Source organism: Streptomyces sp. NPDC026246 (assembly GCF_055567995.1).
Genome location: NZ_JBVHPJ010000002.1, coordinates 765,403 through 789,306, shown reverse-complemented (window position 1 = coordinate 789,306; position 23,904 = coordinate 765,403). Strand labels below are relative to the sequence as shown.

Genomic DNA, 23,904 nt, shown 5'->3' with positions numbered 1-23,904 from the left:
TGCAAAGAGAGCTTTGCAACGGGTTCTTTGTAAGTCTCCCCGGCGTCACCCCTCCTTGACGAACCCCTCCTTCACCAACCAGTCCAGGGCCACCTGGTGGGGGTCCTCGCCGTCGACGTCGACCTTCGCGTTCAGCTCCTGCGCCACCGCGTTGTCCAGCTTCGCCGTGATCGGGTTCAGCACCTCGGTGATCGCCGGCCACTCCTTGAGCGTCTTGGCGTTGACCATCGGCGCGGCGTTGTAGTTGGGGAAGAACTTCTTGTCGTCGTCCATCACCACCAGGTTCATCGACTTGATGCGCCCGTCCGTGGTGAACACCTCCCCGTACGTGCAACTCCCCTTCGCCGTCTGGGTGTAGATGATCCCGGTGTCCATCTGCGTGATGTCGCGCGCCGGTACGGCCATCCCGTACCGCTTCTGCATGCCCGGCAGGCCGTCCGCCCGGTTGGCGAACTCCACCTCCACGCACAGCTTCACCGCGCCCGGGTCGGACTTCGCCAGCTTCGCCACCTCGGACATGGTCTTCGTGCCGTACTTCTTGGCGTTCTCCTGGTTCATGGCGAGGGCGTAGGTGTTGTCGAGCTTCGACGGCGGCAGCCACACCAGCCCGTTCCCGGCGTCCTCCTTCTTCACCGCCTCCCACTGCCCGGTCGGATCGGTGATCGGCCGGTTGTGCCCGAGGTAGGTGATCCACGCGGTGCCCGTGTACTCGTATCCGGCGTCCGCGTCGCCCTTGCGGACCGCCTCGCGGCTGCCGATGGAGCCCTGGATGCCCGTGCGGTCGATGACGTCCGCGCCCGCCGCCTCGAACGCGATGCCCATGATCGAGCCCAGGATCAGCTGCTCGGTGAACGACTTCGACGTCACCGTCAGCTGCGCGCCCTTCAGCGGCTCACCCTGGCCGATCGACCCGGGCTCCACGTCGTCGGTCAGGGGCGAGCCGCTGGTCAGGCCGCAGCCGGCCGCCGCCGTCAGCAGGCCCGCTGCCAGCAGGCACCCGCGCCGGGTCACGGCTGCAGCCCCTTCGGCCGCAGCAGCAGTTCCGCCAGCGAGGCCAGCCAGTCGACCAGCAGCGCCAGCACCACCGTGAGGACCGAGCCCAGCACCAGCACCGGCATCCGCTGGTTGGTGATGCCGGTGGTGATCAGCACGCCCAGGCCGCCGCCCCCGCCGAAGACCGCCAGCGTCGCCGTGCCCACGTTGAGGACGAGGGCCGTCCGCACGCCCGCCAGGATCAGCGGGACGGCCAGGGGGAGTTCGACCCGGGTCAGCACGCCCGCCGGGGACATCCCGATGCCGCGGGCCGCCTCCAGCAGGGTCGGGTCGTTGGCCTTCAGCCCGGCGATGGTGTTCGACAGCACGGGCAGGATGGCGTAGATGATCATGCCGATCAGGGCGGCCCTGCGGCCGATGCCCAGCCAGATGACCAGCAGGGCCAGCAGGCCGATCGCCGGGGTCGCCTGGCCCATGTTGGCGAACGCCATCGCCACCGGCGTGGCCCGGCGGGCCGGGCCGCGGGTGAGCAGGATGCCCAGCGGGATCGCGATGATCAGCACGAAGAACGTGGAGATCGCGGTGAGCTGGATGTGCTGCCACAGCGCCTTGGTGACCTGGCCGCCGGAGAGCGCGTTGCGGGTCAGCGCGTCCAGGTCGGCCTGCTGGAACCACAGCCAGGTGGCCAGCAGCACGAGGATCAGGGCCACGGGCAGGAACGTCAGCTTCTGCCAGGTGACCGGGGACGGCCGGCGCGGCGGCGGGGGCGACTGCCCGGCCGTCCCCGTGGTCTCCTCGGCCTCGGTGACCGTCACCGCACCGCTCCCGGGCCGCCCGCGCCCTCTTGCTCGGCCTGGGTCTGCGAGGACCGCGACGACTCCAACTCGTGCTGGTGCTCCATCGCCTCCAGGCGGTCGGCCTCCAGCATCTCGTGCACGGAGTTCATCAGCGTCTCCATGTCGACGACGCCCGTGTACTCCCCGCGTCGCCCGGTGACCGCCACCCGCCCGGCGTTGTCGGTGAGCACCGCCTCCAGCGCGTCCCGCAGGGTCGCGTCCCGGGTGACCGTGTCGTGCACCAGCGTCCCGGCCCGGGCCAGCGAGCCCTTCGCGCGCATCAGGTCGCCGCGCCGCAGCCACTTGTACGGGCGGCCCCGCCGGTCGAGCAGCAGGATCTCGTTGGTGCCGCTGCCGCGCAGCCGGTTGAAGATCTGCTGCAGCGGGTCGTCCAGCGTGACCGTCGGGTAGTCGGTGATCTCCACGTCCCGCACCCGGGTCAGGTTCAGCCGCTTCAGTGCCGCCCCGGCGCCCACGAACCCGGACACGAAGTCGTCGGCCGGGTTGGTGAGGATCGCCTCGGGGGTGTCGAACTGGGCGATGTGCGAACGCTCGCGCAGCACCGCGATACGGTCGCCGATCTTGATGGCCTCGTCGAAGTCGTGGGTGACGAAGACGATCGTCTTGTGCAGCTCGTGCTGGAGCCGGATCAGCTCGTCCTGGAGGTGGTCCCGGGTGATCGGGTCGACCGCCCCGAACGGCTCGTCCATCAGCAGCACCGGGGGATCGGCCGCCAGCGCCCGGGCCACGCCCACGCGCTGCTGCTGACCGCCGGAGAGCTGGCGCGGGTAGCGGCCGTGGAACTCGCCCGGGTCCAGGCCGACCAGGTCGAGCAGCTCCTCCGTCCGCTCCTTGATCCGGGCCTTCGGCCAGCCGATCATCCTCGGCACCAGGCCGATGTTCTGCGCGACCGTCATGTGCGGGAAGAGCCCGGCGGACTGGATCGCGTACCCGACCTTGCGGCGCAGCTTCACCGGGTCGATGTCGGTGACGTCCTCGCCGCCCATCCGGATCCGGCCGCCGGTCGGCTCGATCAGCCGGTTGATCATCTTGAGCGTGGTCGACTTGCCGCAGCCCGAGGGCCCGACGAACACCACGACCTCGCCCGCCTTGATCTCCATGCTCACGTTGTCCACGGCGGGCTGCGCACTGCCCGGGAAGCGCTTGGTCAGGCTCTCCAGCTCGATCGAGGCACCGTGGTCGCCGGTCTCAGACACGGATCCCCCTGGGAATGGTCAGCCGTCCGATCAGGACGTACGCGGCGTCGAAGAGCAGGGCGAGGACGATGATGCCGAGCGTGCCGGCCAGGACCTGGTTGAGCGCGTTGGCGCTGCCCAGGGAGGCCAGCCCGCGGAAGATGACGTTGCCCAGGCCCGGTCCCGAGGCGTACGCGGCGATGGCGGCGATGCCCATCAGCATCTGCGTGGAGACCCGGATACCGGTCAGGATCGGCGGCCAGGCCAGCGGCAGCTCGATCCGCAGCAGCCGGGCCGGGCGGGACATGCCGATGCCGGTGGCCGCGTCCACCAGGGACGGGTCGACCCCGCGCAGCCCCACGATGGCGTTGCGGACCACCGGCAGCAGCCCGTACAGGGTCAGCGCCACCACCGTCGGCGGCACGCCCAGACCCACGATGGGGATGAGCAGACCGATCAGCGCGAGCGCCGGCACGGTCAGGATGGTGGCGGTGGTGGTCGTCGCGAGGTTGCCCGCCCACTCGCTGCGGTAGGTGGCGACGGCGATCAGCACCCCGAGCGCCGTCGCGACGACCATGCACTGGAAGACGGCGCTCGCGTGCTGGTAGGCGTCCGTGAGCAGCTGCTGGTGCCGGTTGACCAGGTACTCCCAGAAGTTCACACGCGCTCACCCCTACACGTCAGGTCTCCTCCGCGGCCTGCTCCACGAGCGGGATGATTCGCGGCGGAACGGGGTTCTCCATGACGATCGCCGTGGAGGCCCGGACGATGCCATCAAAACCGACGACCCGGTCGATCACACGCTGGAGATCGGCGTTGGAGCGCGCCACCAGCCGGCACAGCATGTCCCCGCTGCCGGTCGTGGTGTGCAGCTCCAGCACCTCCGGCACCCCGGTCAAGTGGGCGCGCACGTCCGCGCCTTGGCCCTGGCGGATCTGCAGCGTGGCGAACGCCGTGACGGGGTAGCCGAGCGCCGCCGGATCCACCTCGGGGCCGAATCCGCGGATGACTCCGTTCGACTGAAGCCGGTCCAGCCGGGCCTGCGCCGTGCCCCGGGCCACGCCGAGGCGCCGGGACATCTCCAGCACCCCGATGCGCGGCTCACGCGCCAGCAGCAACAGGATCCGGCCGTCCAGATGATCGATCGCCACAGCAGCCTCCCGGCATGGTCATCCTGTACAGAAATGCCGTCGGTACGCCCGTATTGCTGAACAGATTGCCCAGCCAAAACGCAAACTATTGCGCACCTTGCCGACTGGGGAGACCCTGCGCCTATGACGCAGACCACACACCACACTCCCGACACCGCCCGGCAGGCCGACCCCTTCCCGGTCAAGGGAATGGACGCGGTCGTCTTCGCCGTGGGCAACGCCAAGCAGGCCGCGCACTACTACTCCACCGCCTTCGGCATGAAGCTCGTCGCCTACTCCGGACCGGAGAACGGCAGCCGCGAGACCGCGAGTTACGTCCTGGAGAACGGCTCCGCCCGGTTCGTCCTCACCTCGGTCATCAAGCCGACCACCGACTGGGGCCACTTCCTCGCCCGGCACGTGGCCGAGCACGGCGACGGCGTGGTCGACCTCGCCATCGAGGTCCCGGACGCCCGCGCCGCGTACGCCTACGCCCTGGAGCACGGCGCCCGCTCCGTGGCCGAGCCGTACGAGCAGAAGGACGAGAACGGCACGGTCGTGCTGGCCGCCATCGCCACCTACGGCGAGACCCGCCACACCCTCGTCGAGCGCTCCGGCTACGACGGCCCCTACCTGCCCGGCTACGTCGCGGCCAAGCCGATGGTCGAGCCGCCCGCGCAGCGCACCTTCCAGGCGATCGACCACTGCGTCGGCAACGTCGAGCTCGGCCGCATGAACGAGTGGGTCGAGTTCTACAACAAGGTCATGGGCTTCACGAACATGAAGGAGTTCGTGGGCGACGACATCGCCACCGAGTACAGCGCGCTGATGTCCAAGGTCGTCGCGGACGGGACCCTCAAGGTCAAGTTCCCGATCAACGAGCCGGCCATCGCCAAGAAGAAGTCCCAGATCGACGAGTACCTGGAGTTCTACGGCGGCGCCGGTGTGCAGCACATCGCGCTCAACACCAACGACATCGTGCAGACGGTCCGCACGATGCGCGCCGCCGGCGTGGAGTTCCTCAACACGCCCGACTCCTACTACGACACGCTGGGGGAGTGGGTCGGCGAGACGCGCGTGCCGATCGACACCCTGCGCGAGCTGAAGATCCTCGCCGACCGCGACGAGGACGGCTACCTGCTGCAGATCTTCACCAAGCCGGTCCAGGACCGTCCGACCGTCTTCTTCGAGATCATCGAACGCCACGGCTCGATGGGCTTCGGCAAGGGCAACTTCAAGGCCCTGTTCGAGGCGATCGAGCGCGAGCAGGCGCGGCGCGGCAACCTGTAGCCCCCGGCGGCCCACGGACCGTGCGGGTGTCACGGGGCACCCGCACGGCCCAGCCGGCTCCGTCACCGGCGCCGCCCCGGCGAGAGACGCGGCCCGGGTCCGGCTCCTCAGCCGGACAGCTCCGGCGGCCGCACGTCCGGTGGATCGCCCAGGGCTCGCGCCGCCGCGCGGGCCCTCGGCGCGTGCAGCGGGGAGAAGTGCGGGTTGACGCGCAGCGCCTCCGCCAGGTGCCGGCGGGCGGCGCCGTACCGCTTCAGCTCCCGCTCGATCACGCCCCGGTGGTACATGAACGCCGCGCTGCGCACCCCGCCCCCGCGCTCCCCGTCCGTCGCCCGCACCGCGTACCGCAGGGCCTCACCGGACCGCCCGGCCCGGTGCAGCGCCCAGCCGAGCGCGTCGGCGACCTCGGTGCCCGGCTGCCGGGCGAACTCCGCCCGCAACCGCCGCACCGCGTCCTCGGGATCGCCGTGGTCGGCCTCGTACCGCCCGAGGACCAGCTCCTCGTCGGCCCCCACCGCGCCGGCGGCCCGCACCCGCTCGCGCAGCAGGCCGTACTGCTCCCGGGCCGCCTCGCCCATCCCCAGCGACTCGTACAGCTCGCCCAGCTCCAGCGCGTAACCGGGCAGCGGCTGCCGGGCGAGCGCCGCCCGGTAGGCGTTCAGGGCCTCCGTCGTACGGCCCAGCGCGGCGAGGGTCCGGCCCTGGCCGATCTGCGCGGACCGCAGGTCCGCGTCCAGACGCAGCGCTTCCCGGAAGTGCCGCAGCGCCACCTGGAGGTCCCCGCGCTCCCAGGCCAGCTGCCCGGCCCGCTCCACGTAGGCCGCCCGCTCGGCCGGCTCCCGCGCGCCCGCCGCCGCGTCCGCCAGCGAGGCCGCCGCGTCCTCGCGCCAGCCGCGGTCCCGGTAGACCCCCGCGGCCCGCGCCAGCACCGCGGGCCCGGAGCGCAACGCGGCGAGCCGGTCCAGCATCCGCTTCGCCGCCGCGTGCTCGCCCAGCCCGGTGCAGGCGTCGATGAGCAGCGGGTACGTCGTCCACCGCCGCGGCTCCAGCCTGCGCGCCTGCTCGGCCCAGCGCCGCGCGGCGGGGAAGTCCCGCCGCGCGTTGGCCAGCGCGGCCAGCCCCGTCAGCGCCCGCACGTTGCGCCGCGGCCGCACGGACAGCGACGTGCGCAGGGCCCGCTCGGCCCGCGGGTAGAACGCCGGGTCGCCCAGCCTGCGCGCCTGCTCCACGTACGCCGTCCCCAGCACCGCCCAGGACGTCGCGTCCCGCGGACGCGCCCGTACGTGCCTCTCCCGGTCGTCGATCAGCTCCGCCAGACCCGCCGCGTCGGCCGGCACCCCGGCCCCGACCGCCGCCATCGCCAGCGCCCCCGGCGACGGCCCGGCCGGCTCGGCGGGCCGCCCCCACGGCAGCGCCCACAACGCCCCGCCGAGCACGGCACACCCCGCCGCGGAGCCGATCAGCACCCGCCGCGCGCGGACGCGGCGCCAGAGGCCGCTCTCCCGCCGCCGGGGACCCTCCTCCTGGTTCTCCATGGCGCTCACTGTGCGTCACCCCGGCGAGCGCGCCCGGGCAGGTGAAGGCCGCCGCCGACGGGGTTCACACCGATGGCCCCGGGTGCGAACCTGTGATCATGAGCCGTATCGAAGCGCCTCGCGACGACCGGACCGGCAACCTCGTCGACCTGCTGCTCGGCGGCCTGCCCGCCGAGGCGGTCCTCACCGACCCCGACGTCACCACCTCCTACGCCCACGACATGGCGAGCTTCTGCCCGGCCGGCACCCCGGCCGTGGTCGTCCTGCCGCGCACGGTCGAAGAGGTCCAGCACGTGATGCGCACCGCCACCGCCCTGCGCGTCCCCGTCGTGCCGCAGGGCGCCCGCACCGGGCTGTCCGGCGCCGCCAACGCCTCCGAGGGCTGCATCGTGCTGTCCCTGACGAAGATGGACCGGATCCTGGAGATCAGCCCGGTCGACCGCATCGCCGTCGTCGAACCCGGGGTGGTCAACGCCGCCCTGTCCCGGGCCGTCGGCGACCACGGCCTCTCCTACCCGCCGGACCCCTCCAGCTGGGAGATGTGCACCATCGGCGGCAACATCGGCACCGCCTCCGGCGGCCTGTGCTGCGTGAAGTACGGCGTCACCGCCGAGTACGTCCTCGGCCTCGACGTGGTCCTCGCCGACGGCCGGCTGATGTCCACCGGCCGCCGTACCGCCAAGGGCGTCGCCGGCTACGACCTGACCCGCCTGTTCGTCGGCTCCGAGGGTTCCCTCGGCATCGTCGTCCGGGCCGTCCTCGCCCTGCGTCCCAAGCCGCCCGCCCAGCTGGTGCTGGCCGCCGAGTTCACCTCCGGCGCCGCCGCCTGCGACGCCGTCTGCCGGATCATGGAGGGCGGCCATGTGCCGTCCCTGCTCGAACTCATGGACCGCACGACGGTCAAGGCCGTGAACGACCTGGCGCACATGGGCCTGCCCGAGTCCACCGAGGCCCTGCTCCTGGCCGCCTTCGACACCACCGACCCGGCGGCCGACCTGGGCGCCGTCGCCGCGCTGTGCGAGGCGGCCGGGGCCACCCAGGTGGTGCCCGCCGACGACGCCGCCGAGTCCGAACTGCTCCTCCAGGCGCGCCGGCTGTCCCTCACCGCCCTGGAGGCGGTCAAGGGCGTGACGATGATCGACGACGTGTGCGTGCCGCGGTCCCGGCTCGCCGAGATGCTCGCCGGGGTCGACCGGATCTCCGCGAAGTACGGGCTGACCATCGGCGTCGTGGCCCACGCGGGTGACGGCAACACCCACCCGACGGTCTGCTTCGACCCCGCCGACCCCGAGGAGTCCCGGCGGGCCCGTGAGTCCTTCGACGAGATCATGGCCCTCGGCCTCGAGCTCGGCGGCACCATCACCGGCGAACACGGCGTGGGCGTCCTGAAGAAGGACTGGCTCGCCCGCGAACTCGGCCCCGTCGGGATGGAGATGCAGCGGGCCGTCAAGCAGGCCTTCGACCCGCTGAACATCCTGAACCCCGGCAAGCTGTTCTGACCCGGATTCACTGCGCGAGCAGCTCGGCCAGTTCGTCGTCCAGGCCGAGCTGCTCCGCCTCGGTCCCGGGCGGGACCACGCGCAGGGTGCGCTCCAGCCAGGCCGACACCTGCGCCGCCGGGGCCTCCAGCAGGGCGTCCCCGTCGGGTGAGCTCAGCGCCATCAGCACGACGCCGCGCCCCTCGGCCTTCGTGGGCCACACCCGCACGTCCCCCTGGCCGCAGGGCCGGAACACGCCCTCCACCAGCAGGTCCCGGGCGAACGTCCAGTGCACCGGCTGCTCGCAGTCGACGTGGAAGGTGACGTGGACGGCGTAGGGATCGCCGGTCAGGTAGCCCAGCCGGGCCGGCACCGCGATCCGGTGTTCCGGCGACAGGACGAGGTTCAGTTCGAGTTCCCGCTCCACCACGCTGTGCATGACGTGTTCCCTTCCGTCTGACGGCCGGCCGCGAAGGCCGTTCACCCGGTGGAGAGCGGGGCGGGGGCCCGGCATTACGCGGGTCGCGGAAGTTTTTTCGCAGGGGGATCCGCCGGGGTGGCGAGCGGCGTAGCACATCGGTGCTCGAAAGGGGCGGGTCCGGTGGGAGCGGCCGTGGGGGTGGCGCGGGTCTGATAGATGTGGAGGCCCCCATTTGGCCCCCGAGCAGATACGGGACGACGGACATGAGCGCCCCAACCCCGGCCCCCGGTGACGACAGGCCCCGCGAAGGGTTCTACCCGGACCCGTCCATCCCTGGATACGTCCGGTACTGGAACGGAGCGTCCTGGGTGCCCGGCACCAGCCGTCCGGCGCCGAGGGACGGCGAGTCGCTCGCGCCGCCGCCCGGTGCGGGGGCGGCCCCCGCCGCCTCGGTCGAGGAGACCGGCCCGCACTTCTTCGACGAGGACCCGGTCGACGAGCCGTCCCCCGCCGACGCCCAGCACGGCAGCCGGCCCGAACCGGCCTCCGCCTGGGGCGCGGACCGTGCGCGCCAGTCCGGCTTCGGGGGCGAGCAGGACCGCCGGGTGTCATGGGGGGCACCGCAGGGCGCGCAGGCCGCGGGCCGGCAGGGCGCGGCCCCGCAGGGCGTCCAAGGGGCGGATCGGCAGAGCGGGACGCCGCAGGGTGCGGCCGGCCGGCCGGGGGCAGACCCGAGGGTGGCGCGAGCCGACGGCGGTTCCGCGGGCGACGCGACCGCCCCGGCCGACGGCACGGCGTCCGCCGCGGACCGGGACGCCGCCGGTGACGGCACGTTCGTCTTCCGCCGCCCGGCGGCCGAGCCGGGCGCACCGTCCGCCGCCGCCGCGCGCGACGACGGCACGATGACGTTCCGCGCGGTCCCGCCCGGGGGAGCGGCACCCGCCCCCCCGGCCGCGAACGCCGCGCCGGGCACGGCGCCCGGCGCGCCGCCCTCCCCGACGCCCCCGGGCGACGCCCCGTCAGGGCCTGCCTTCGGCGGCCGGGGCGGTGCCGCGGCGCCGGGCGGCGCGGCCGGTGGCGCCTCCGCCGGACCGGGTGGCGCCCCGGCAGGTCCCGCATTCCGCGGGCAGGGCGGCGCCGCCGGGGCCGGCGGCCACGCCGGGGCGGCGGGCTCCGGTGCTCCGGGCCAGGGCGTTCCGCCCGCGGCCGCCTTCGGCGCGCAGGGCGGTGTTCCGGCGCCCGGCGCCGGCGCGGGGGCCGTCGGCGGGGGAGCCCCCGCGGGACCGGGCGGGGCCGGCAACGGGCCCGGTTTCGCCGCCGGGAAGGCCGCCGCCGCCCGGGCCGCCGCCGCGCAGGCCGGTGTCCAGGCCGCAGGCGCCGCTCCCACGGCCCTGTCCGGTCCGCAGGCGAGCCCCACCGTGCCGCCGCAGTCCGCCGGTCCCGGCGGCACCCCGTCCGCCGCCCCGCTCAGTCCGGGCCCCGGCGGCGGCCAGTCCTCCTGGGCGCAGCAGGTGCACCGGCTCGCCGGCGGGGCCGGGGACGAACAGCCCGTCGCCCCCTGGAAGCCGCCGGTCGAGGACGTGTTCCAGGCGGCCGCGCGGCGTCAGGCCTCCGCCCGTCCCGCAGGACTGGGCAAGCGGCTGGTCGCCCGGCTGCTGGACACGGTCGTCCTCGCCGGTGTCACCGCGGTCGCCGCCGTCCCGCTCGGCGCGAAGGCCCTCGACCACGTCAACGAGAAGATCGACGCCGCGAGGCTCTCCGGCGAGACCGTCACGGTCTGGCTGCTCGACGGCACCACCTCCGTCCACCTCGGCATCGTCCTGGCCGTCCTGCTGCTCGCCGGCGTCGTGTGCGAGGTGCTGCCCACCGCCAAGTGGGGCCGCACGCTCGGCAAGAAGCTGATGGGTCTGGAGGTGCGGGACATCGAGGGCCACGAGCCACCGCAGTTCGGCGCGGCCCTGCGGCGCTGGCTGGTCTACAGCGTGCCCGGGCTGCTGGGCGTCGGGATCGTCGGGGTCGCCTGGTGCCTGTTCGACCGGCCCTGGCGCCAGTGCTGGCACGACAAGGCGGCCCACACCTTCGTGGCGGGCTGACCGACGGGACCGGGCGGCAGGCCCGCTCCCACCGCCGCGGTGGAGCGGGTACTCCGGACGGCCGTCTGCCGGATGCGGAGCGGGGGTGTTCGCGGTCGACTCGGGCCATGAGCAGTGAACCGCCTCCCGGCTCCGGTCAGCAGCCCCCGGAAGACGACCCGTTCAGGAAGCGCCCGCCGGGCGAGCAGCCCGGCGGGGGAACGGGCTCGCCCTACGGCAGCGAGCCCCCGCCGTCCTACCCGGGCGGAGGTCCCGGCGGCCCGGCAAGCCCCGGTGGTGGTTCCTCAGGCCCGTACGGCGACTCCCCGGGCGGTGGCGGCGGCCCGTACGGCGGCGGCCCTCCCGGCGGTGGCGGCCCCTACGGCGGCCCTCCCGGCGGTGGTGGCGGCCCCTACGGCGGTGACCCCTACGGCGGTGGCCGCGCCGACCCCCTCGCCGGTATGCCCCCGCTCGCCGACAGCGGCAAGCGCACCCTCGCCCGCATCATCGACATGATCCTGGTCGGTGTCGTCGTCTGGCTGCTCACCTGGGGCTTCGGGGTCAGCGAGTACGACGTGGACAGCGACCGCATCGAAGTCGGCAAGTCCTTCTGGCAGTCGGCGGTCGCCGCCGTGCTGTACATCGCCTACGACACGGTCATGACCGTCCGGACCGGCCAGACCCTGGGCAAGAAGCTGCTGCACCTGCGTGTGGCCAACCTGGACAACGGCGCCACGCCCTCCGCGCAGAGCGCGCTGATGCGCGCGGCGGTGCTGTGGATCCCGTTCGCCTTCTGCTGCGCCTGCGTGTGGACCGCCATCGCGGGCGGCTGGAGCTTCTTCGACCGGCCCTACAAGCAGGGCCTGCACGACAAGGCGGCCAAGACGGTCGTCGTCAGCACCAAGTGAGGCGGTGGGCGGCCGGTCAGGCCGCCCGCCCGCGCACCGGCTCCCGGGCCGGCGCGGTCCTCGACGTCCGGACGGGCTCCCGTGGCGCGGGCTGCTCGACGGCGGCCCGGCGCCGCTGGGGCAGCGGTACCGTCATGGCGACCAGCAGCCCCAGGGCCAGGGCCGCGACGGCGATGACGGCGATCCACGCGCCCGAACTCGTCTGCGACAGCAGCAGCATGGCGAGGGTCGACAAGATCACGGTGCACGCGCCGTAGGCGAGCTGTGCGGCAGTCGGACGGGGCATGGCCATCATGTCCTCGGAAGTGGGGGTCCACGGGGGTGTCGTCCTGGCATTGCGCCGGCTTCCGGGCGTCTGCCGACCGACATTCTCTCCCGCAGGGTGCCCGAGCGGAACGCGCGGTAAGCGTGACCTCTTCAACAAGGGCGGTGCACGGGGGGCGCACGGAGTCATGACGTCCACGGAGTGGACGGGGGCACGCGCCCGCGGCCCGGCCCGGGCGACTCGGGACAACCGTTTGGTTGTTCGTAAAACGAACGTCGACTCCGCATAGTGCACTTGACTTGTCCAAGTCAAGGTCTGTCTTTTCTGGTGAACCTCTAGTCAAATGTCGTCACTTGACTACACGCGTTGATCACGCGCGCTTGCGGACCGCACATACCCCCTTCCCTTCCGCACGCGCGAACGCGGGGGAGGAAAGCAAGTGACCAGTAGACCCTGGACGTTCAGAGCAGCCGCCATCGGAGTGGCGCTCGCGGCGGCCACCGCCACCGTCACCGCCTCGACGTACGCGGTGGCCGACGACGCCTCCGCACCCCGGTCCACCACCGTGGACCGGCACGACCCGGCGGACCGTCACCACGACGGGCACGACCTCGAAGGCCCTCTGAGCAAGACCCAGGAGGCGCAGCGCCAGGAAGCCCTCAAGCAGGTCATATCCGGCAAGACCAAGGTCAAGAACCGCGAGGGTTCCAAGGTCGTCCAGCTCAAGAGCAAGAAGGGCGACAACAAGTACGTCGAGCTCGGCCGCGAGAAGACCGACAAGATCTTCACGATCCTGGTCGAGTTCGGCGACAAGGTCGACAGCCGCTACGGCGGCACCCCGGGACCGCTGCACAACACGATCCCCAAGCCCGACCGCAAGAAGGACAACTCCACGGCCTGGCGGGCCGACTACGACCAGGAGTACTTCCAGGACCTGTACTTCGGGTCCGGCAAGGGCGTCGACTCCGTCAAGACGTACTACGAGAAGCAGTCCTCGGGCCGCTACTCGGTCGCCGGTGAGGTCTCCGACTGGGTCAAGGTGCCCTACAACGAGGCCCGTTACGGCAACAACGCCTGCGGCGACACCAACTGCTCCAGCGTGTGGAACGTCGTCAGCGACGGCCTGAACGCCTGGGTCGCCCAGCAGAAGGCGGCCGGCCGGACCGACGCCCAGATCAAGGCGGACGTCGCACGGTTCGACGAGTGGGACCGCTACGACTTCGACGGCGACGGCGACTTCAACGAGCCCGACGGCTACATCGACCACTTCCAGATCGTGCACGCGGGCGAGGACGAGTCCGCAGGCGGCGGCGCCCAGGGCACCGACGCGATCTGGGCGCACCGCTGGTACGCCTTCGGCACCGACGCCGGCGCCACCGGCCCGGCGAACAACAAGCTTGGCGGCGCGAAGATCGGCGACACCGGTATCTGGGTCGGCGACTACACCGTCCAGCCGGAGAACGGCGGACTCGGCGTCTACGCCCACGAGTACGGCCACGACCTCGGTCTGCCGGACCACTACGACACCGCGGGCGGCGAGAACTCCACGGGCTTCTGGACGCTGATGTCGTCCGGTTCCTGGCTCGGCACCGGCAAGAACGAGATCGGCGACCTGCCCGGCGACATGACCGCCTGGGACAAGCTGCAGCTCGGCTGGCTGAACTACGACAAGGCCAAGGCCGGCGTCAACTCCTGGCACAAGCTGGGCGTGGCCGAGTACAACACCAAGCACAAGCAGGCCCTGGTCGTCGACCTGCCCAAGAAGGCGGTCACCACCGAGATCGTCACGCCCGCCGAGGGCAAGACGCAGTGGTGGAGCGGCAGCGGTGACAACCTCAAGAACACCCTGACGCGTTCGGTCGACCTCACCGGCAAGTCGAAGGCGCAGCTGACCCTCGACGGCTGGTACGACATCGAGGCCAACTACGACTACCTCTACACCGAGGTCTCGACCGACGGCGGCGCCAACTGGACCGCCCTCGACGGCACGGTGGACGGCCAGCCGATCCCGCGTGACGGCAGCGACAAGCCGGCCCTGACCGGCACGGTCGACGGCTACAAGAAGCTCGCCTTCTCGCTGGACGCCTACGCGGGCAAGAAGATCGACCTGCGCTTCCGCTACCAGACCGACGGTGGCGTGGCCCAGAAGGGCTTCGCGGCCGACTCGATCACGGTGACCGCCGACGGCACGCCGGTCTTCTCCGACAACGCCGAGAGCGCGGACGCCGCGTGGAAGGCCACCGGCTTCTCCCGCATCGGCGCGTCCTTCACCAAGGACTACGCGCAGTACTACATCGCCGAGAACCGGCAGTACGTGTCGTACGACAAGACGCTGAAGACGGGTCCGTACAACTTCGGCTTCACGGCGCGTCCGGACTGGGTGGAGCACTACGCGTACCAGAACGGCCTGCTGATCTGGAAGTGGGACACCTCCCAGGCGGACAACAACACCAGCCAGCACCAGGGCACCGGTCTGGTCCTGCCGATCGACTCGCACCCGGACGCGCTGAAGTGGGCCGACGGCACGCTGATGCGCAACCGCATCCAGGCCTACGACTCGCCGTTCAGCCTCTACCGCACCGACGGCATGACGCTGCACAAGGCGGACGTGGCGAAGTACATCCCGGGCTCGAAGGGCGTCTCGGTCTTCAACGACCGCAAGAACGACTACTACGACGAGTCGAACCCGACCGCGGGTGTCAAGATCACTGACACCAACACGAAGATCAAGATCCTCAAGGAGGCCAAGAACGGCTCGACCATCGAGCTGGAGGTCGGCCCCGCGGGTAGGTAATCCGCATCCTTGCAGGTCAGAACATGATCGGCGGTGACCCCCTGGCGGGTCACCGCCGATCCGTGTTTAGGTGCGTCCTGTGGCTCTCTTATTGACACCGACCGACACGGGGGGATGAGCGCATGGCCGCAGGAGGCTTCTGCAAGCTGCCGAACGGCACGGTGGTGGTGGCGCTGAACCTGCCCAGCCCCGCCGCCGACGGCCCCGCGGCCGTCCGCGTCCTCGTCCACTCCGTGAACCGCGCGCGGGCCCTGACCAGGCTCCGCAACCTCGGTCTGCGGTCGGTCTACCTGCGCGGCAACGCCGCCCCGCCCACGCCGGACGAGATCACGGCCGTCCTGCACCACCCCGACGGCCTCATATGGCGCACGGCCCCCGACAACGGTGTCGCGACCGCCCCGGAGCTGGTCCAGGAGCTGTGGCGCCCGATCAGGTCCCTGCTGCGGCGTCCGACGGCCCGGGCCTGACCCGGCCGGCGGCTACTGCACCACCGGCTTGCCCGACAGCTCCACGCCCGCCGCGCGCAGGTCCTCCAGCGCCCGGTCCGTCGTCGCCTGCGCCACCCCGGCCGTCAGGTCCAGCAGCACCTGGGTGCGGAAGCCCTCGCGGGCGGCGTCCAGGGCCGTGGCCCGCACGCAGTGGTCCGTGGCGATGCCGACCACGTCGACCTCGGTGATCTCGCGCGAGCGGAGCCAGTCGGCCAGCGCGGTGCCGTTCTCGTCGGTGCCCTCGAAGCCGCTGTAGGCCGCCGAGTACGCCCCCTTGTCGAAGACGGCGTCGACCGAACCGGAGGCGACCGCCGGCGCGAAGTTCGGGTGGAAGCCGACGCCCTCCGTGCCGGCGACGCAGTGCGCGGGCCAGGAGTGCACGAAGTCGGGGCTGGCGGAGAAGTGCCCGCCCGGGGCGATGTGGTGGTCCCGGGTGGCCACGACGTGCCGGTAGCCGGAGCCGGCCGCCTGCCCGACCAGCTCGGTGATGGCGGCGGCCACGTCGGCACCGCCGGACACCGCGAGGCTGCCCCCCTCGCAGAAGTCGTTCTGCACGTCTACGACGATCAAGGCGCGGCGCATGGTCGGCATCCTTCGGCTATGGGGTCGGCGGGCCCGGCCGGTGGACGGCCGAGCCGGGGGTCGGGGTCGGGGTCGGGGTCGGGAGAAGGGGAGAGGGGACGGGTCGGCGCGTCACGGCACACCGCTATTGGTTACCCGAGGTGCCGTGCACGTACTCCGTGGGAAGCACGGGCTCCCCGCGCGAGAGCTGCGTGGCCGACATCGGCAGGCCCGCGCGCGCCGTCATGTGCCGCTCCCGCGCCGCGTCCAGCGGCTCGCGGGCCACGACCTCGCCGCCCTTGACCAGCTCCACCAGCAGCTGCCGGTCGGCCAGCTCGCCCGGCACGGGCCCGGTCCCGACGACCTCGGCCTCCGCGATGCCGTGGGCGTCCAGCCGCCGCGCCGCCCACTTGCGCCCGCCCACCGACGTCTTGCCGCCGCTGGACTTCTTCGCCACCGCCACCAGCGGCGCGTCCGGGGCGTCGGACCCGGCCCGGGCCACCAGCTTGTAGACCATCGAGGACGTCGGGTGGCCGGAGCCGGTGACCAGCTGGGTGCCCACTCCGTAGGCGTCCACCGGCGCCGCCGCCAGGGAGGCGATGGCGTACTCGTCGAGGTCCGAGGTGACGACGATCTTCGTGTCGGTCGCGCCCAGCTCGTCCAGCTGGTCGCGCACCCGGTGCGCCACGAGCAGCAGGTCCCCGGAGTCGATCCGCACCGCGCCCAGCCCGGTCCCCGCGACCTCCACGGCGGTACGGACCGCCTCGGCGACGTCGTAGGTGTCCACCAGCAGCGTCGTGCCCCGGCCCAGTGTCTCCACCTGTGCCTGGAAGGCGTCCCGCTCGCTGTCGTGCAGCAGGGTGAAGGCGTGGGCGGAGGTGCCGACCGTGGGGATCCCGTAGCGGAAACCCGCGGCCAGGTCGGAGGTGGTCGCGAAGCCGCCGACGTAGGCGGCCCGGGAGGCGGCCACCGCGGCCAGCTCGTGGGTGCGCCGGGCGCCCATCTCGATCAGCGGCCGCTCGCCCGCGGCGGCCGACATCCGCGAGGCCGCCGCGGCGATCGCCGAGTCGTGGTTGAGGATCGACAGGATCACCGTCTCCAGCAGGACGCACTCGGCGAAGGTGCCCTCGACCCGCATGATCGGCGAGCCCGGGAAGTACACCTCGCCCTCGGGGTAACCCCAGATGTCCCCGCCGAAGCGGTAGCCGGCCAGCCACTCCAGGGTCCGCTCGTCGACGATCTCCCGCTCGCGCAGGAAGGTGAGGACGGCCGGGTCGAAGCGGAAGTTCTCCACCGCGTCCAGCACCCGTCCGGTGCCCGCCACGACGCCGTAGCGGCGCCCCTCCGGCAGTCGCCGGGTGAAGACCTCGAACACGCTGCGCCGCTCGGCCGTACCCGCCGCCAGGGCGGCGCGCAGCATCGTCAGCTCGTACTGGTCCGTGAAGAGCGCCGTCGACGGGACATCCACCGGCAGCGAAAGGTCCGCTGTGTTCATGGACAGGAGCGTACCCCCATTTCGTCAATCTGACGATTGCGGGCCGGGAGTCACCGATCGCCTTGCGGCCAGGCCCGTTTGTGCGACCACCCCCCTCGGGTGGCAGCATGGGCAGTGTGACGTCACCCGCGCCCCTGGAGATCGAACGCACCGAATCGGCGGAGGAGGTCTTCGCCGTACCCGAGCCCGACCTCCCGTGGGTCACGATCGTCCACAACGACCCGGTCAACCTCATGAGCTACGTGACGTACGTGTTCCAGACGTACTTCGGCTACTCCAAGGACAAGGCCACCAAGCTCATGCTCGACGTCCACCACAAGGGCCGGGCGGTCGTCTCCAGCGGCAGCCGCGAGGAGATGGAGCGCGACGTGCAGGCCATGCACGGCTACGGCCTGTGGGCCACCCTCCAGCAGGACCGCAAGTAGCCCGCACCCCGCCCAGCAGCGAAAAGGCGTTCATGCCCGGAACCTTCGAACCGCTCCCCGGCGGCGGCGCGGCCGTCGCCCTCGACGACGTCGAGATCTCCATCATCCGGTCCCTGGCCGTGCAGCTCCTGGAGCTGATCGGCCCCGGCCCCGCCGAGGACGCCTCCGGCGACCCGCTCGCCGGACTGTTCGCCGAGGGCCCGAGCGAGCCGCCCTCCGACCCGGTGCTCAGGCGCCTGTTCCCGGACGCCTACGGCGACCCCGAGCAGCCCGCCTCGCCGCGCGACGCCGAGGAGCAGCGCGCGTACTCCGCCGAGTTCCGCCGCTACACGGAGAACGACCTGCGCGCCGGCAAGCGGGACAACGCCCTGGCCGTGGTGCGCTCGCTGGACGCGCTGTCCTCCGCCTCGGCCGGCGAGGGCGGGGCGGTGCTGAAGCTGTCGTCGCAGGAGTCGCAGCAGTGGCTGGGCGCCCTGAACGATCTGCGGCTGGCCATCGGCTCCCGCCTGGAGATCACCGACGAGGAGGACAGCGACCTCCTCTTCAGCCTCCCGGACGAGGACCCGCGCAAGCCCATGGTGATGGCCTATCTGTGGCTGGGCGGACTGCAGGAAACGCTGGTCACGACGCTGATGCCCTGATTCGTGCAGGTTCGGTGACCGTCGGGTGACAGCGCGGTGTTCGCTCAGAGGACACTCAAATCCGGATAACGATCGCGTCACCGCGCCCGCCCTCTATGACCCCATCGGGTGCTCTTTGTCCGGTTCTCCCTGTGCAGTGCGCCACATCCCCGACCTGTGATCAGTGTTGCGGGCGTGATAAATCTTCACGACCGCCCGGCGAGCACCACCCGAATGTTCGGCCGGGTGCGCCACCGAGCCGGCGACCGCCGGCCAGGCACGAGCGGGCTCGCGGGCTCGCTCAACTCCATCATTTCCGGGGGGATCGAAACCCGATCCGAGGCCGACGAGAGGCCCGGGTCGGCATGGAGAAAGGCGCACCACACATGACCTCTGCGAAGGTCGACACGGAAAACGTGCCCGAAGAGGGGTACGAGCGGGGACTCGGCAGTCGCCAGGTCCAGATGATCGCGATCGGCGGCGCCATCGGCGTCGGCCTGTTCATGGGTGCCGGAGCGAACATCGCCAAGGCGGGACCCAGCATCATCCTCATGTACGCCCTCGCGGGCGTCGTGATCTTCTTCATCATGCGGGCCCTGGGCGAGCTGCTCCTCTACCGGCCCGTCTCCGGCTCCTTCGCGGAGTACGCACGCGAGTTCCTCGGCCCGTTCTTCGGGTTCGTCACGGGCTGGACGTACTGGCTCATGTGGGTGGTCACCGGCATGGCCGAGCTCACGGCCGCCGCCATCTACATCCACTTCTGGTTCCCCGAGATCCCGCAGTGGGTCAGCGCCCTGGTGTTCCTGGTGGTGCTCTTCGGCGTCAACCTGATCTCGGTCAAGATCTTCGGCGAGGTCGAGTTCTGGTTCTCGATGATCAAGGTCACGGCCATCATCGGCATGATCGTCATCGGCCTCGGCGTGCTCACCCTCGGCTTCTCCGACGCCGGTGACACCGCCACCGTCTCCAACCTCTGGTCGCACGGCGGCTTCTTCCCCAACGGCATCGGCTCCAGCCTGATGACCCTCCAGGGCGTCATGTTCGCCTACCTCGCCGTCGAGCTCGTCGGCGTCACCGCGGGCGAGTCCGAGAACCCCGAGAAGACCCTGCCCAAGGCCATCAACACCCTGCCCTGGCGCATCATCGTCTTCTACGTCGGCGCCCTGCTGGTCATCCTCTCCGTCGTGAAGTGGACCGAGTTCTCCGCCGGCGAGAGCCCCTTCGTGCACGCCTTCGGCAAGATCGGCATCCCGCTCGCCGCGGGCATCGTCAACTTCGTCGTCCTCACCGCGGCCCTGTCGTCCTGCAACTCGGGCATGTACTCCACCGGCCGCATGCTGCGCGACCTGGCCGCCAACAGCGAGGCCCCGCAGGCGTTCGGCAGGCTCAACGCCCGCAAGACGCCCGCCGTCGGCATCACCGTCTCCGTGGCCCTCATGGGCATCGGCGTCGTGCTGAACTACGTCGTCCCGGAGAAGGCGTTCCTCTACGTCACCTCCGTCGCCACCGCGGCCGGCATCTGGACCTGGATGATGATCCTCGTCAGCCACATCCGCTACCGCGCGGCGGTCGACGCGGGCCGGCTGCGCGCCTCGGCCTTCCCGGCCCCCGGCGGCGCCCTGTTCAGCTGGGTCGCGCTTCTCTTCCTCATCGGCGTGACCTGCATGATCGCCTACGACAAGGACGCCCGGGTCTGCCTGTACGTCGCCGCCGGCTGGGCCGTCGCCCTCGGCATCGGCTGGGCGGTCCTCAAGCGCCGCAACCCGCAGCTCACCGAGCGCCGCGACCCGGAGTTCGAGCAGGTCGGCTGACCACCTGGCAGGACGCCCGCCGCAGGGAGTACTCGTGGCACTCCCTGCGGCCGCCGCTCAGGGTGTCCGGCATACGGGCCGTTCCGTACCAACCCTCGGTACGGAACGGCCCTTCTGCTTATCCTTGCCCGCATGCTGACCATCACCCAGGCCCTCGTCGACCAGATCGTCGCCCACGCGCGCAAGGACCACCCCGACGAGGCGTGCGGCGTCGTCGCCGGGCCGGCCGGCTCCGACCGCCCGGAGCGCTTCATCCCCATGCTGAACGCGGCCATGTCGCCCACGTTCTACGAGTTCGACTCCGGTGATCTGCTCAAGCTCTACCGCGACATGGACGACCGGGACGAGGAGCCGGTGGTGATCTACCACTCCCACACCGCCACCGAGGCCTACCCCTCGCGCACCGACATCTCCTACGCCAACGAGCCCGGCGCCCACTACGTCCTGGTCTCCACCGCCGACACCGACGGGGCCGGCGCGTTCCAGTTCCGCTCCTTCCGGATCGTCGAGGGCCAGGTCACCGAGGAGGACGTCGAGATCGTCGAGGCGTACTGAGCCCGTCACAGGAGCGCTGATCTCGACATGTGGATGAATAGCGTCCGAAGAGTGGGATCACACTCCGGGAGCCGGGCCGGGAATCGATACGATGAGCCCATGGTTCTCCACGACGTGAGCGAAAAGACGCCGGGCGATCTGCTCGTGGCGCGGCTGCACGTCGACCTGTGCAGGCTCGCCAGCGCCATCTGTTGACGCACCCTGCCGCCGTACGGCCGTGAGCCGCGGCGAAACGCTCCGCCCGCGTACGACCACGCACTTCCGCGCCGCCGCGCGCCACTCACCCGACGACACCTTCCGACAGGAGCCCCAGGCATGGCCATCGAGGTCCGCATCCCGACCATCCTCCGCACCTACACCGACGGCCAGAAGGCGGTGGAGGGCACCGGGGACACCCTCGCCGAGCTGTTCAACGACCTCGAGACCCGGCATGCGGGCATCCAGGCCCGCATCGTGGACGGCGACCAGCTGCGCCGCTTCGTCAACGTCTACCTCAACGACGAGGACGTCCGCTTCCTCGACGGCATCAACACCAAGCTGTCGGACGGCGACAACGTCACGATCCTGCCGGCGGTGGCCGGCGGCATGGTCTGATCATGCGCTACGACTCCCCCCTGGCCGCGGTCGGCAACACCCCCCTGGTGCGCCTGCCGCGGCTGTCGCCGTCCGCCGACGTCCGCATCTGGGCGAAGCTGGAGGACCGCAACCCGACCGGTTCGGTCAAGGACCGCCCCGCCCTGCACATGATCGAGCAGGCGGAGAAGGACGGCCGCCTGACCCCGGGCTGCACCATCCTCGAGCCGACGTCGGGCAACACCGGCATCTCCCTGGCCATGGCGGCGAAGCTCAAGGGCTACCGCATCGTGTGCGTGATGCCGGAGAACACCTCGCAGGAACGCCGGGACCTGCTGGGCATGTGGGGCGCGGAGATCATCTCCTCCCCGGCCGCGGGCGGCTCCAACACCGCCGTGCGCGTCGCCAAGGAGCTCTCGTCCGAGCACCCCGACTGGGTGATGCTCTACCAGTACGGCAACCCGGACAACGCCGGCGCCCACTACGCCACGACCGGCCCGGAGATCCTCACCGACCTGCCGTCCGTCACCCACTTCGTCGCCGGACTCGGCACCACCGGCACCCTCATGGGCGTCGGCCGCTACCTGCGCGAGCACAAGCCCGACGTCCGGATCATCGCCGCCGAACCGCGCTACGACGACCTGGTCTACGGCCTGCGCAACCTCGACGAGGGCTTCGTCCCCGAGCTGTACGACGAGTCCGTCCTCACCAGCCGCTTCTCCGTCGGCTCCGCCGACGCGGTCACCCGGACCCGCGAGCTGCTCCAGCAGGAGGGCATCTTCGCCGGCGTCTCCACCGGCGCCGCGCTGCACGCCGCGATCGGCGTCGGCAGGAAGGCCGTCAAGGCCGGAGAAACCGCCGACATCGTCTTCGTCGTCGCCGACGGCGGCTGGAAGTACCTCTCGACCGGCGTCTACACCGCGGCCACCACCGAGGAAGCCATCGACACGCTCCAGGGCCAGCTCTGGGCGTAGCACGACCGCCCCAAGGGCCGGAGTCGGCAGCGACTCCGGCCCTTTTTGTTGCTCACTTCGTCAGGTGGCGCACCCGGTCCCACAACGCCCGGTCCACCACGCCGACCCGGCGGCGAAAACCGCGCACCGGCACCTCGCGCAGCTCGTCCGTCTCCAGGAAACTCGCCCGGCCCCGCGCGTCACCGACCGAGCCGGGCGGCAACGGGATCACCCCGGCACGCTCGTCGCGGAACCGCGTGGTGATCTTCACGACCGTGGCCCGCTCGCCGCGCACCGCCAGCACCAGGCAGGGCCGGTCCTTGCTGCGCGGCTCGTCCTCGTAGGGCACCTCGGCCCACCAGATCTCCGCCGGCCGCGGCCGGCCCGCCGGCGCGGTGCCCGGTCCGGTCGTGCGGTCCCGCCGCTTCGGCGGCCGACGGCTGCGCCCCCAGCCGTCGACGAGCGTGGCGACGAGCGCGAGCAGTACCACCGCGGCGAGCGCCAGCCACCAGGACGTGTCCATACTGAGACGTTACCGGCGCCATCCCTGTCGCGCGCCCCTCTCACCAGGATCACCTCCGGCCCTGCCAGCCGAACCGGTGACACCACAGGTGAGTTCGCCCACAACAGGCCTTGGCGGAGGAGCTGCCGGAGGTTTCGCGCCTTACGCTCGACGGACCGCACGACCCCCGACGCCCCTCACCGAATCGTCCCGCCAGCGGAGGTTTCTGCTTCATGAAGCTCACCGTCGTCGGCTGCTCGGGGTCGTTCCCGTCCGCGGAATCGGCCTGCTCGAGCTACCTCGTCGAGGCCGACGGCTTCCGGCTGCTTCTCGACATGGGCAACGGTGCCCTCGGCGAGCTGCAGCGCCACTGCGGTCTCTACGACCTCGACGCGATCTTCCTCAGCCACCTGCACGCCGACCACTGCATCGACATGTGCGCGTACTTCGTCGCGCGCTACTACCGCCACGACGGCGGCCGCTGCGATCCACTCCCCGTCTTCGGCCCCGAAGGCACGGAACACCGGCTGACCACCGCCTACGCGGACACCCCCTCCGCCTCCTCGATGAGCGAGGTCTTCGACTTCCACACGGTCAAGCCGTCCACGTTCGAGATCGGCCCCTTCACGGTCCACACCGAGCGGGTGGCCCACCCCGTGGAGGCGTACGGCATCCGCATCGAGCACGACGGCAGGGTCCTGACGTACTCCGGCGACACCGGCGTGAGCCCCGCCCTGGACGAACTCGCCCGGGACAGCGACCTGTTCCTGTGCGAGGCGGCGTTCACGCACGGCAAGGAGAACATCCCCGACCTGCACCTCAACGGCCGCGAGGCGGGTGAGACGGCGGCCCGGGCCGGTGCCCGCCGCCTCGTCCTCACCCACGTCCCGCCGTGGACGGACCCCCAGGTCAACCTCGCCGACGCCCGCGAGGTGTACGACGGCCCGGTGAACCTCGCCGCGCCCGGGCAGACGTACGAGATCTGAACGCCCGACGCACGCGA

At 71.6% G+C, this 23,904-nt stretch carries 25 protein-coding genes; 14 read left to right on the top strand and 11 right to left on the bottom strand.

The genetic code is table 11. The features are described 5' to 3' along the window. Positions 1–45: 45 nt before the first annotated feature. From ACZ4M5_RS07680 to ACZ4M5_RS07660, 5 genes are read right to left on the bottom strand one after another with little or no spacing between them, the layout of a single operon-like run. Positions 46–1,011 (bottom strand): glycine betaine ABC transporter substrate-binding protein, encoded by a 966-nt coding sequence (locus ACZ4M5_RS07680; protein ID WP_467734083.1) that lies wholly within the window; start codon positions 1,009–1,011, stop codon positions 46–48. Continuing rightward, a complete protein-coding gene (locus tag ACZ4M5_RS07675; RefSeq protein ID WP_467734081.1) occupies positions 1,008–1,808 on the bottom strand; it encodes an ABC transporter permease in 801 nt (266 codons plus the stop codon). The genes ACZ4M5_RS07680 and ACZ4M5_RS07675 overlap by 4 nt, the downstream gene beginning before the upstream one ends. Continuing rightward, complete coding sequence (locus ACZ4M5_RS07670; RefSeq protein ID WP_467734079.1) at positions 1,805–3,046, bottom strand: betaine/proline/choline family ABC transporter ATP-binding protein; 1,242 nt, start codon at positions 3,044–3,046, stop codon at positions 1,805–1,807. Before ACZ4M5_RS07670 ends, ACZ4M5_RS07675 begins: the two co-directional genes overlap by 4 nt. Then, a complete protein-coding gene (locus tag ACZ4M5_RS07665; RefSeq protein WP_467734077.1) occupies positions 3,039–3,686 on the bottom strand; it encodes an ABC transporter permease in 648 nt (215 codons plus the stop codon). The genes ACZ4M5_RS07670 and ACZ4M5_RS07665 overlap by 8 nt, the downstream gene beginning before the upstream one ends. 19 nt (positions 3,687–3,705) lie before the next feature. Next, on the bottom strand, positions 3,706–4,176 hold the full coding sequence (locus tag ACZ4M5_RS07660; protein ID WP_398110022.1) for an Lrp/AsnC family transcriptional regulator: 471 nt from the start codon (positions 4,174–4,176) through the stop codon (positions 3,706–3,708). A gap of 123 nt (positions 4,177–4,299) precedes the next feature. Here ACZ4M5_RS07660 and hppD point away from each other — a divergent pair, with 123 nt between their 5' ends. Continuing rightward, positions 4,300–5,445: a 4-hydroxyphenylpyruvate dioxygenase gene (hppD, locus tag ACZ4M5_RS07655; RefSeq protein ID WP_467734074.1), complete on the top strand. Its 1,146-nt coding sequence runs from the start codon at positions 4,300–4,302 to the stop codon at positions 5,443–5,445. A 107-nt stretch (positions 5,446–5,552) separates the two neighbouring features. Here hppD and ACZ4M5_RS07650 read toward each other — a convergent pair whose 3' ends face one another. Continuing rightward, positions 5,553–6,980: a tetratricopeptide repeat protein gene (locus ACZ4M5_RS07650; protein ID WP_467734072.1), complete on the bottom strand. Its 1,428-nt coding sequence runs from the start codon at positions 6,978–6,980 to the stop codon at positions 5,553–5,555. A gap of 98 nt (positions 6,981–7,078) precedes the next feature. Between ACZ4M5_RS07650 and ACZ4M5_RS07645 the strand changes: the two genes are divergently transcribed. Continuing rightward, positions 7,079–8,479 carry an FAD-binding oxidoreductase gene (locus ACZ4M5_RS07645; protein ID WP_467734070.1) on the top strand — a complete coding sequence of 467 codons (1,401 nt, stop codon included), beginning with the start codon at positions 7,079–7,081 and terminating at the stop codon, positions 8,477–8,479. A 7-nt stretch (positions 8,480–8,486) separates the two neighbouring features. Here the strand turns inward: ACZ4M5_RS07645 and ACZ4M5_RS07640 are convergent, their stop codons facing one another. Continuing rightward, entirely contained in the window at positions 8,487–8,897 is a 411-nt protein-coding gene (locus tag ACZ4M5_RS07640) for an SsgA family sporulation/cell division regulator (protein ID WP_467734068.1), read from the bottom strand. 245 nt (positions 8,898–9,142) lie between these two features. Here ACZ4M5_RS07640 and ACZ4M5_RS07635 point away from each other — a divergent pair, with 245 nt between their 5' ends. Continuing rightward, entirely contained in the window at positions 9,143–10,972 is a 1,830-nt protein-coding gene (locus tag ACZ4M5_RS07635; protein WP_467734066.1) for an RDD family protein, read from the top strand. A gap of 107 nt (positions 10,973–11,079) precedes the next feature. Further along, positions 11,080–11,859, top strand: coding sequence for an RDD family protein (locus tag ACZ4M5_RS07630; RefSeq protein ID WP_467734064.1), 780 nt, complete (start codon positions 11,080–11,082; stop codon positions 11,857–11,859). Between the two features lie 16 nt (positions 11,860–11,875). Here ACZ4M5_RS07630 and ACZ4M5_RS07625 read toward each other — a convergent pair whose 3' ends face one another. Next, on the bottom strand, positions 11,876–12,151 hold the full coding sequence (locus ACZ4M5_RS07625; protein ID WP_467734284.1) for a hypothetical protein: 276 nt from the start codon (positions 12,149–12,151) through the stop codon (positions 11,876–11,878). Between the two features lie 412 nt (positions 12,152–12,563). Here ACZ4M5_RS07625 and ACZ4M5_RS07620 point away from each other — a divergent pair, with 412 nt between their 5' ends. Beyond that, the gene (locus ACZ4M5_RS07620) at positions 12,564–14,918 is read left to right on the top strand and encodes an immune inhibitor A domain-containing protein (RefSeq protein ID WP_467734062.1); all 2,355 of its coding nucleotides are present in this window, start codon (positions 12,564–12,566) and stop codon (positions 14,916–14,918) included. Positions 14,919–15,040: 122 nt separating this feature from the next. Then, a complete protein-coding gene (locus ACZ4M5_RS07615) occupies positions 15,041–15,385 on the top strand; it encodes a hypothetical protein (RefSeq protein ID WP_467734060.1) in 345 nt (114 codons plus the stop codon). Positions 15,386–15,397: 12 nt separating this feature from the next. On the opposite strand, the gene ACZ4M5_RS07610 is transcribed toward ACZ4M5_RS07615, so the two are convergent. Both ACZ4M5_RS07610 and ACZ4M5_RS07605 read right to left on the bottom strand, forming a co-directional pair. Then, positions 15,398–15,988 (bottom strand): nicotinamidase, encoded by a 591-nt coding sequence (locus ACZ4M5_RS07610; protein ID WP_467734058.1) that lies wholly within the window; start codon positions 15,986–15,988, stop codon positions 15,398–15,400. A gap of 124 nt (positions 15,989–16,112) precedes the next feature. After that, on the bottom strand, positions 16,113–17,462 hold the full coding sequence (locus ACZ4M5_RS07605) for a nicotinate phosphoribosyltransferase (protein ID WP_467734056.1): 1,350 nt from the start codon (positions 17,460–17,462) through the stop codon (positions 16,113–16,115). 107 nt (positions 17,463–17,569) lie between these two features. On the opposite strand from ACZ4M5_RS07605, the gene clpS reads away from it, so the two are divergent. From clpS to ACZ4M5_RS07570, 7 genes are all read left to right on the top strand, one after another. Then, positions 17,570–17,887 (top strand): ATP-dependent Clp protease adapter ClpS, encoded by a 318-nt coding sequence (gene clpS, locus ACZ4M5_RS07600; RefSeq protein WP_020270284.1) that lies wholly within the window; start codon positions 17,570–17,572, stop codon positions 17,885–17,887. Between the two features lie 32 nt (positions 17,888–17,919). Next, complete coding sequence (locus tag ACZ4M5_RS07595; RefSeq protein WP_467734054.1) at positions 17,920–18,528, top strand: DUF2017 domain-containing protein; 609 nt, start codon at positions 17,920–17,922, stop codon at positions 18,526–18,528. A 365-nt stretch (positions 18,529–18,893) separates the two neighbouring features. Continuing rightward, positions 18,894–20,318: an amino acid permease gene (locus tag ACZ4M5_RS07590; RefSeq protein ID WP_467734052.1), complete on the top strand. Its 1,425-nt coding sequence runs from the start codon at positions 18,894–18,896 to the stop codon at positions 20,316–20,318. Positions 20,319–20,450: 132 nt separating this feature from the next. Next, a complete protein-coding gene (locus ACZ4M5_RS07585) occupies positions 20,451–20,873 on the top strand; it encodes a M67 family metallopeptidase (protein WP_467734050.1) in 423 nt (140 codons plus the stop codon). A gap of 99 nt (positions 20,874–20,972) precedes the next feature. Further along, positions 20,973–21,068 (top strand): putative leader peptide, encoded by a 96-nt coding sequence (locus tag ACZ4M5_RS07580; protein ID WP_349362267.1) that lies wholly within the window; start codon positions 20,973–20,975, stop codon positions 21,066–21,068. A gap of 120 nt (positions 21,069–21,188) precedes the next feature. Then, entirely contained in the window at positions 21,189–21,467 is a 279-nt protein-coding gene (locus ACZ4M5_RS07575) for a MoaD/ThiS family protein (protein ID WP_309096728.1), read from the top strand. A 2-nt stretch (positions 21,468–21,469) separates the two neighbouring features. Beyond that, on the top strand, positions 21,470–22,420 hold the full coding sequence (locus ACZ4M5_RS07570; protein WP_467734047.1) for a PLP-dependent cysteine synthase family protein: 951 nt from the start codon (positions 21,470–21,472) through the stop codon (positions 22,418–22,420). 52 nt (positions 22,421–22,472) lie between these two features. Here ACZ4M5_RS07570 and ACZ4M5_RS07565 read toward each other — a convergent pair whose 3' ends face one another. Beyond that, complete coding sequence (locus ACZ4M5_RS07565; RefSeq protein ID WP_467734045.1) at positions 22,473–22,922, bottom strand: type II toxin-antitoxin system PemK/MazF family toxin; 450 nt, start codon at positions 22,920–22,922, stop codon at positions 22,473–22,475. A gap of 212 nt (positions 22,923–23,134) precedes the next feature. Between ACZ4M5_RS07565 and ACZ4M5_RS07560 the strand changes: the two genes are divergently transcribed. After that, positions 23,135–23,887, top strand: a complete 753-nt coding sequence (locus ACZ4M5_RS07560; protein WP_467734043.1) for an MBL fold metallo-hydrolase — start codon at positions 23,135–23,137, stop codon at positions 23,885–23,887. The last annotated feature ends 17 nt before the right edge of the window (positions 23,888–23,904 follow it).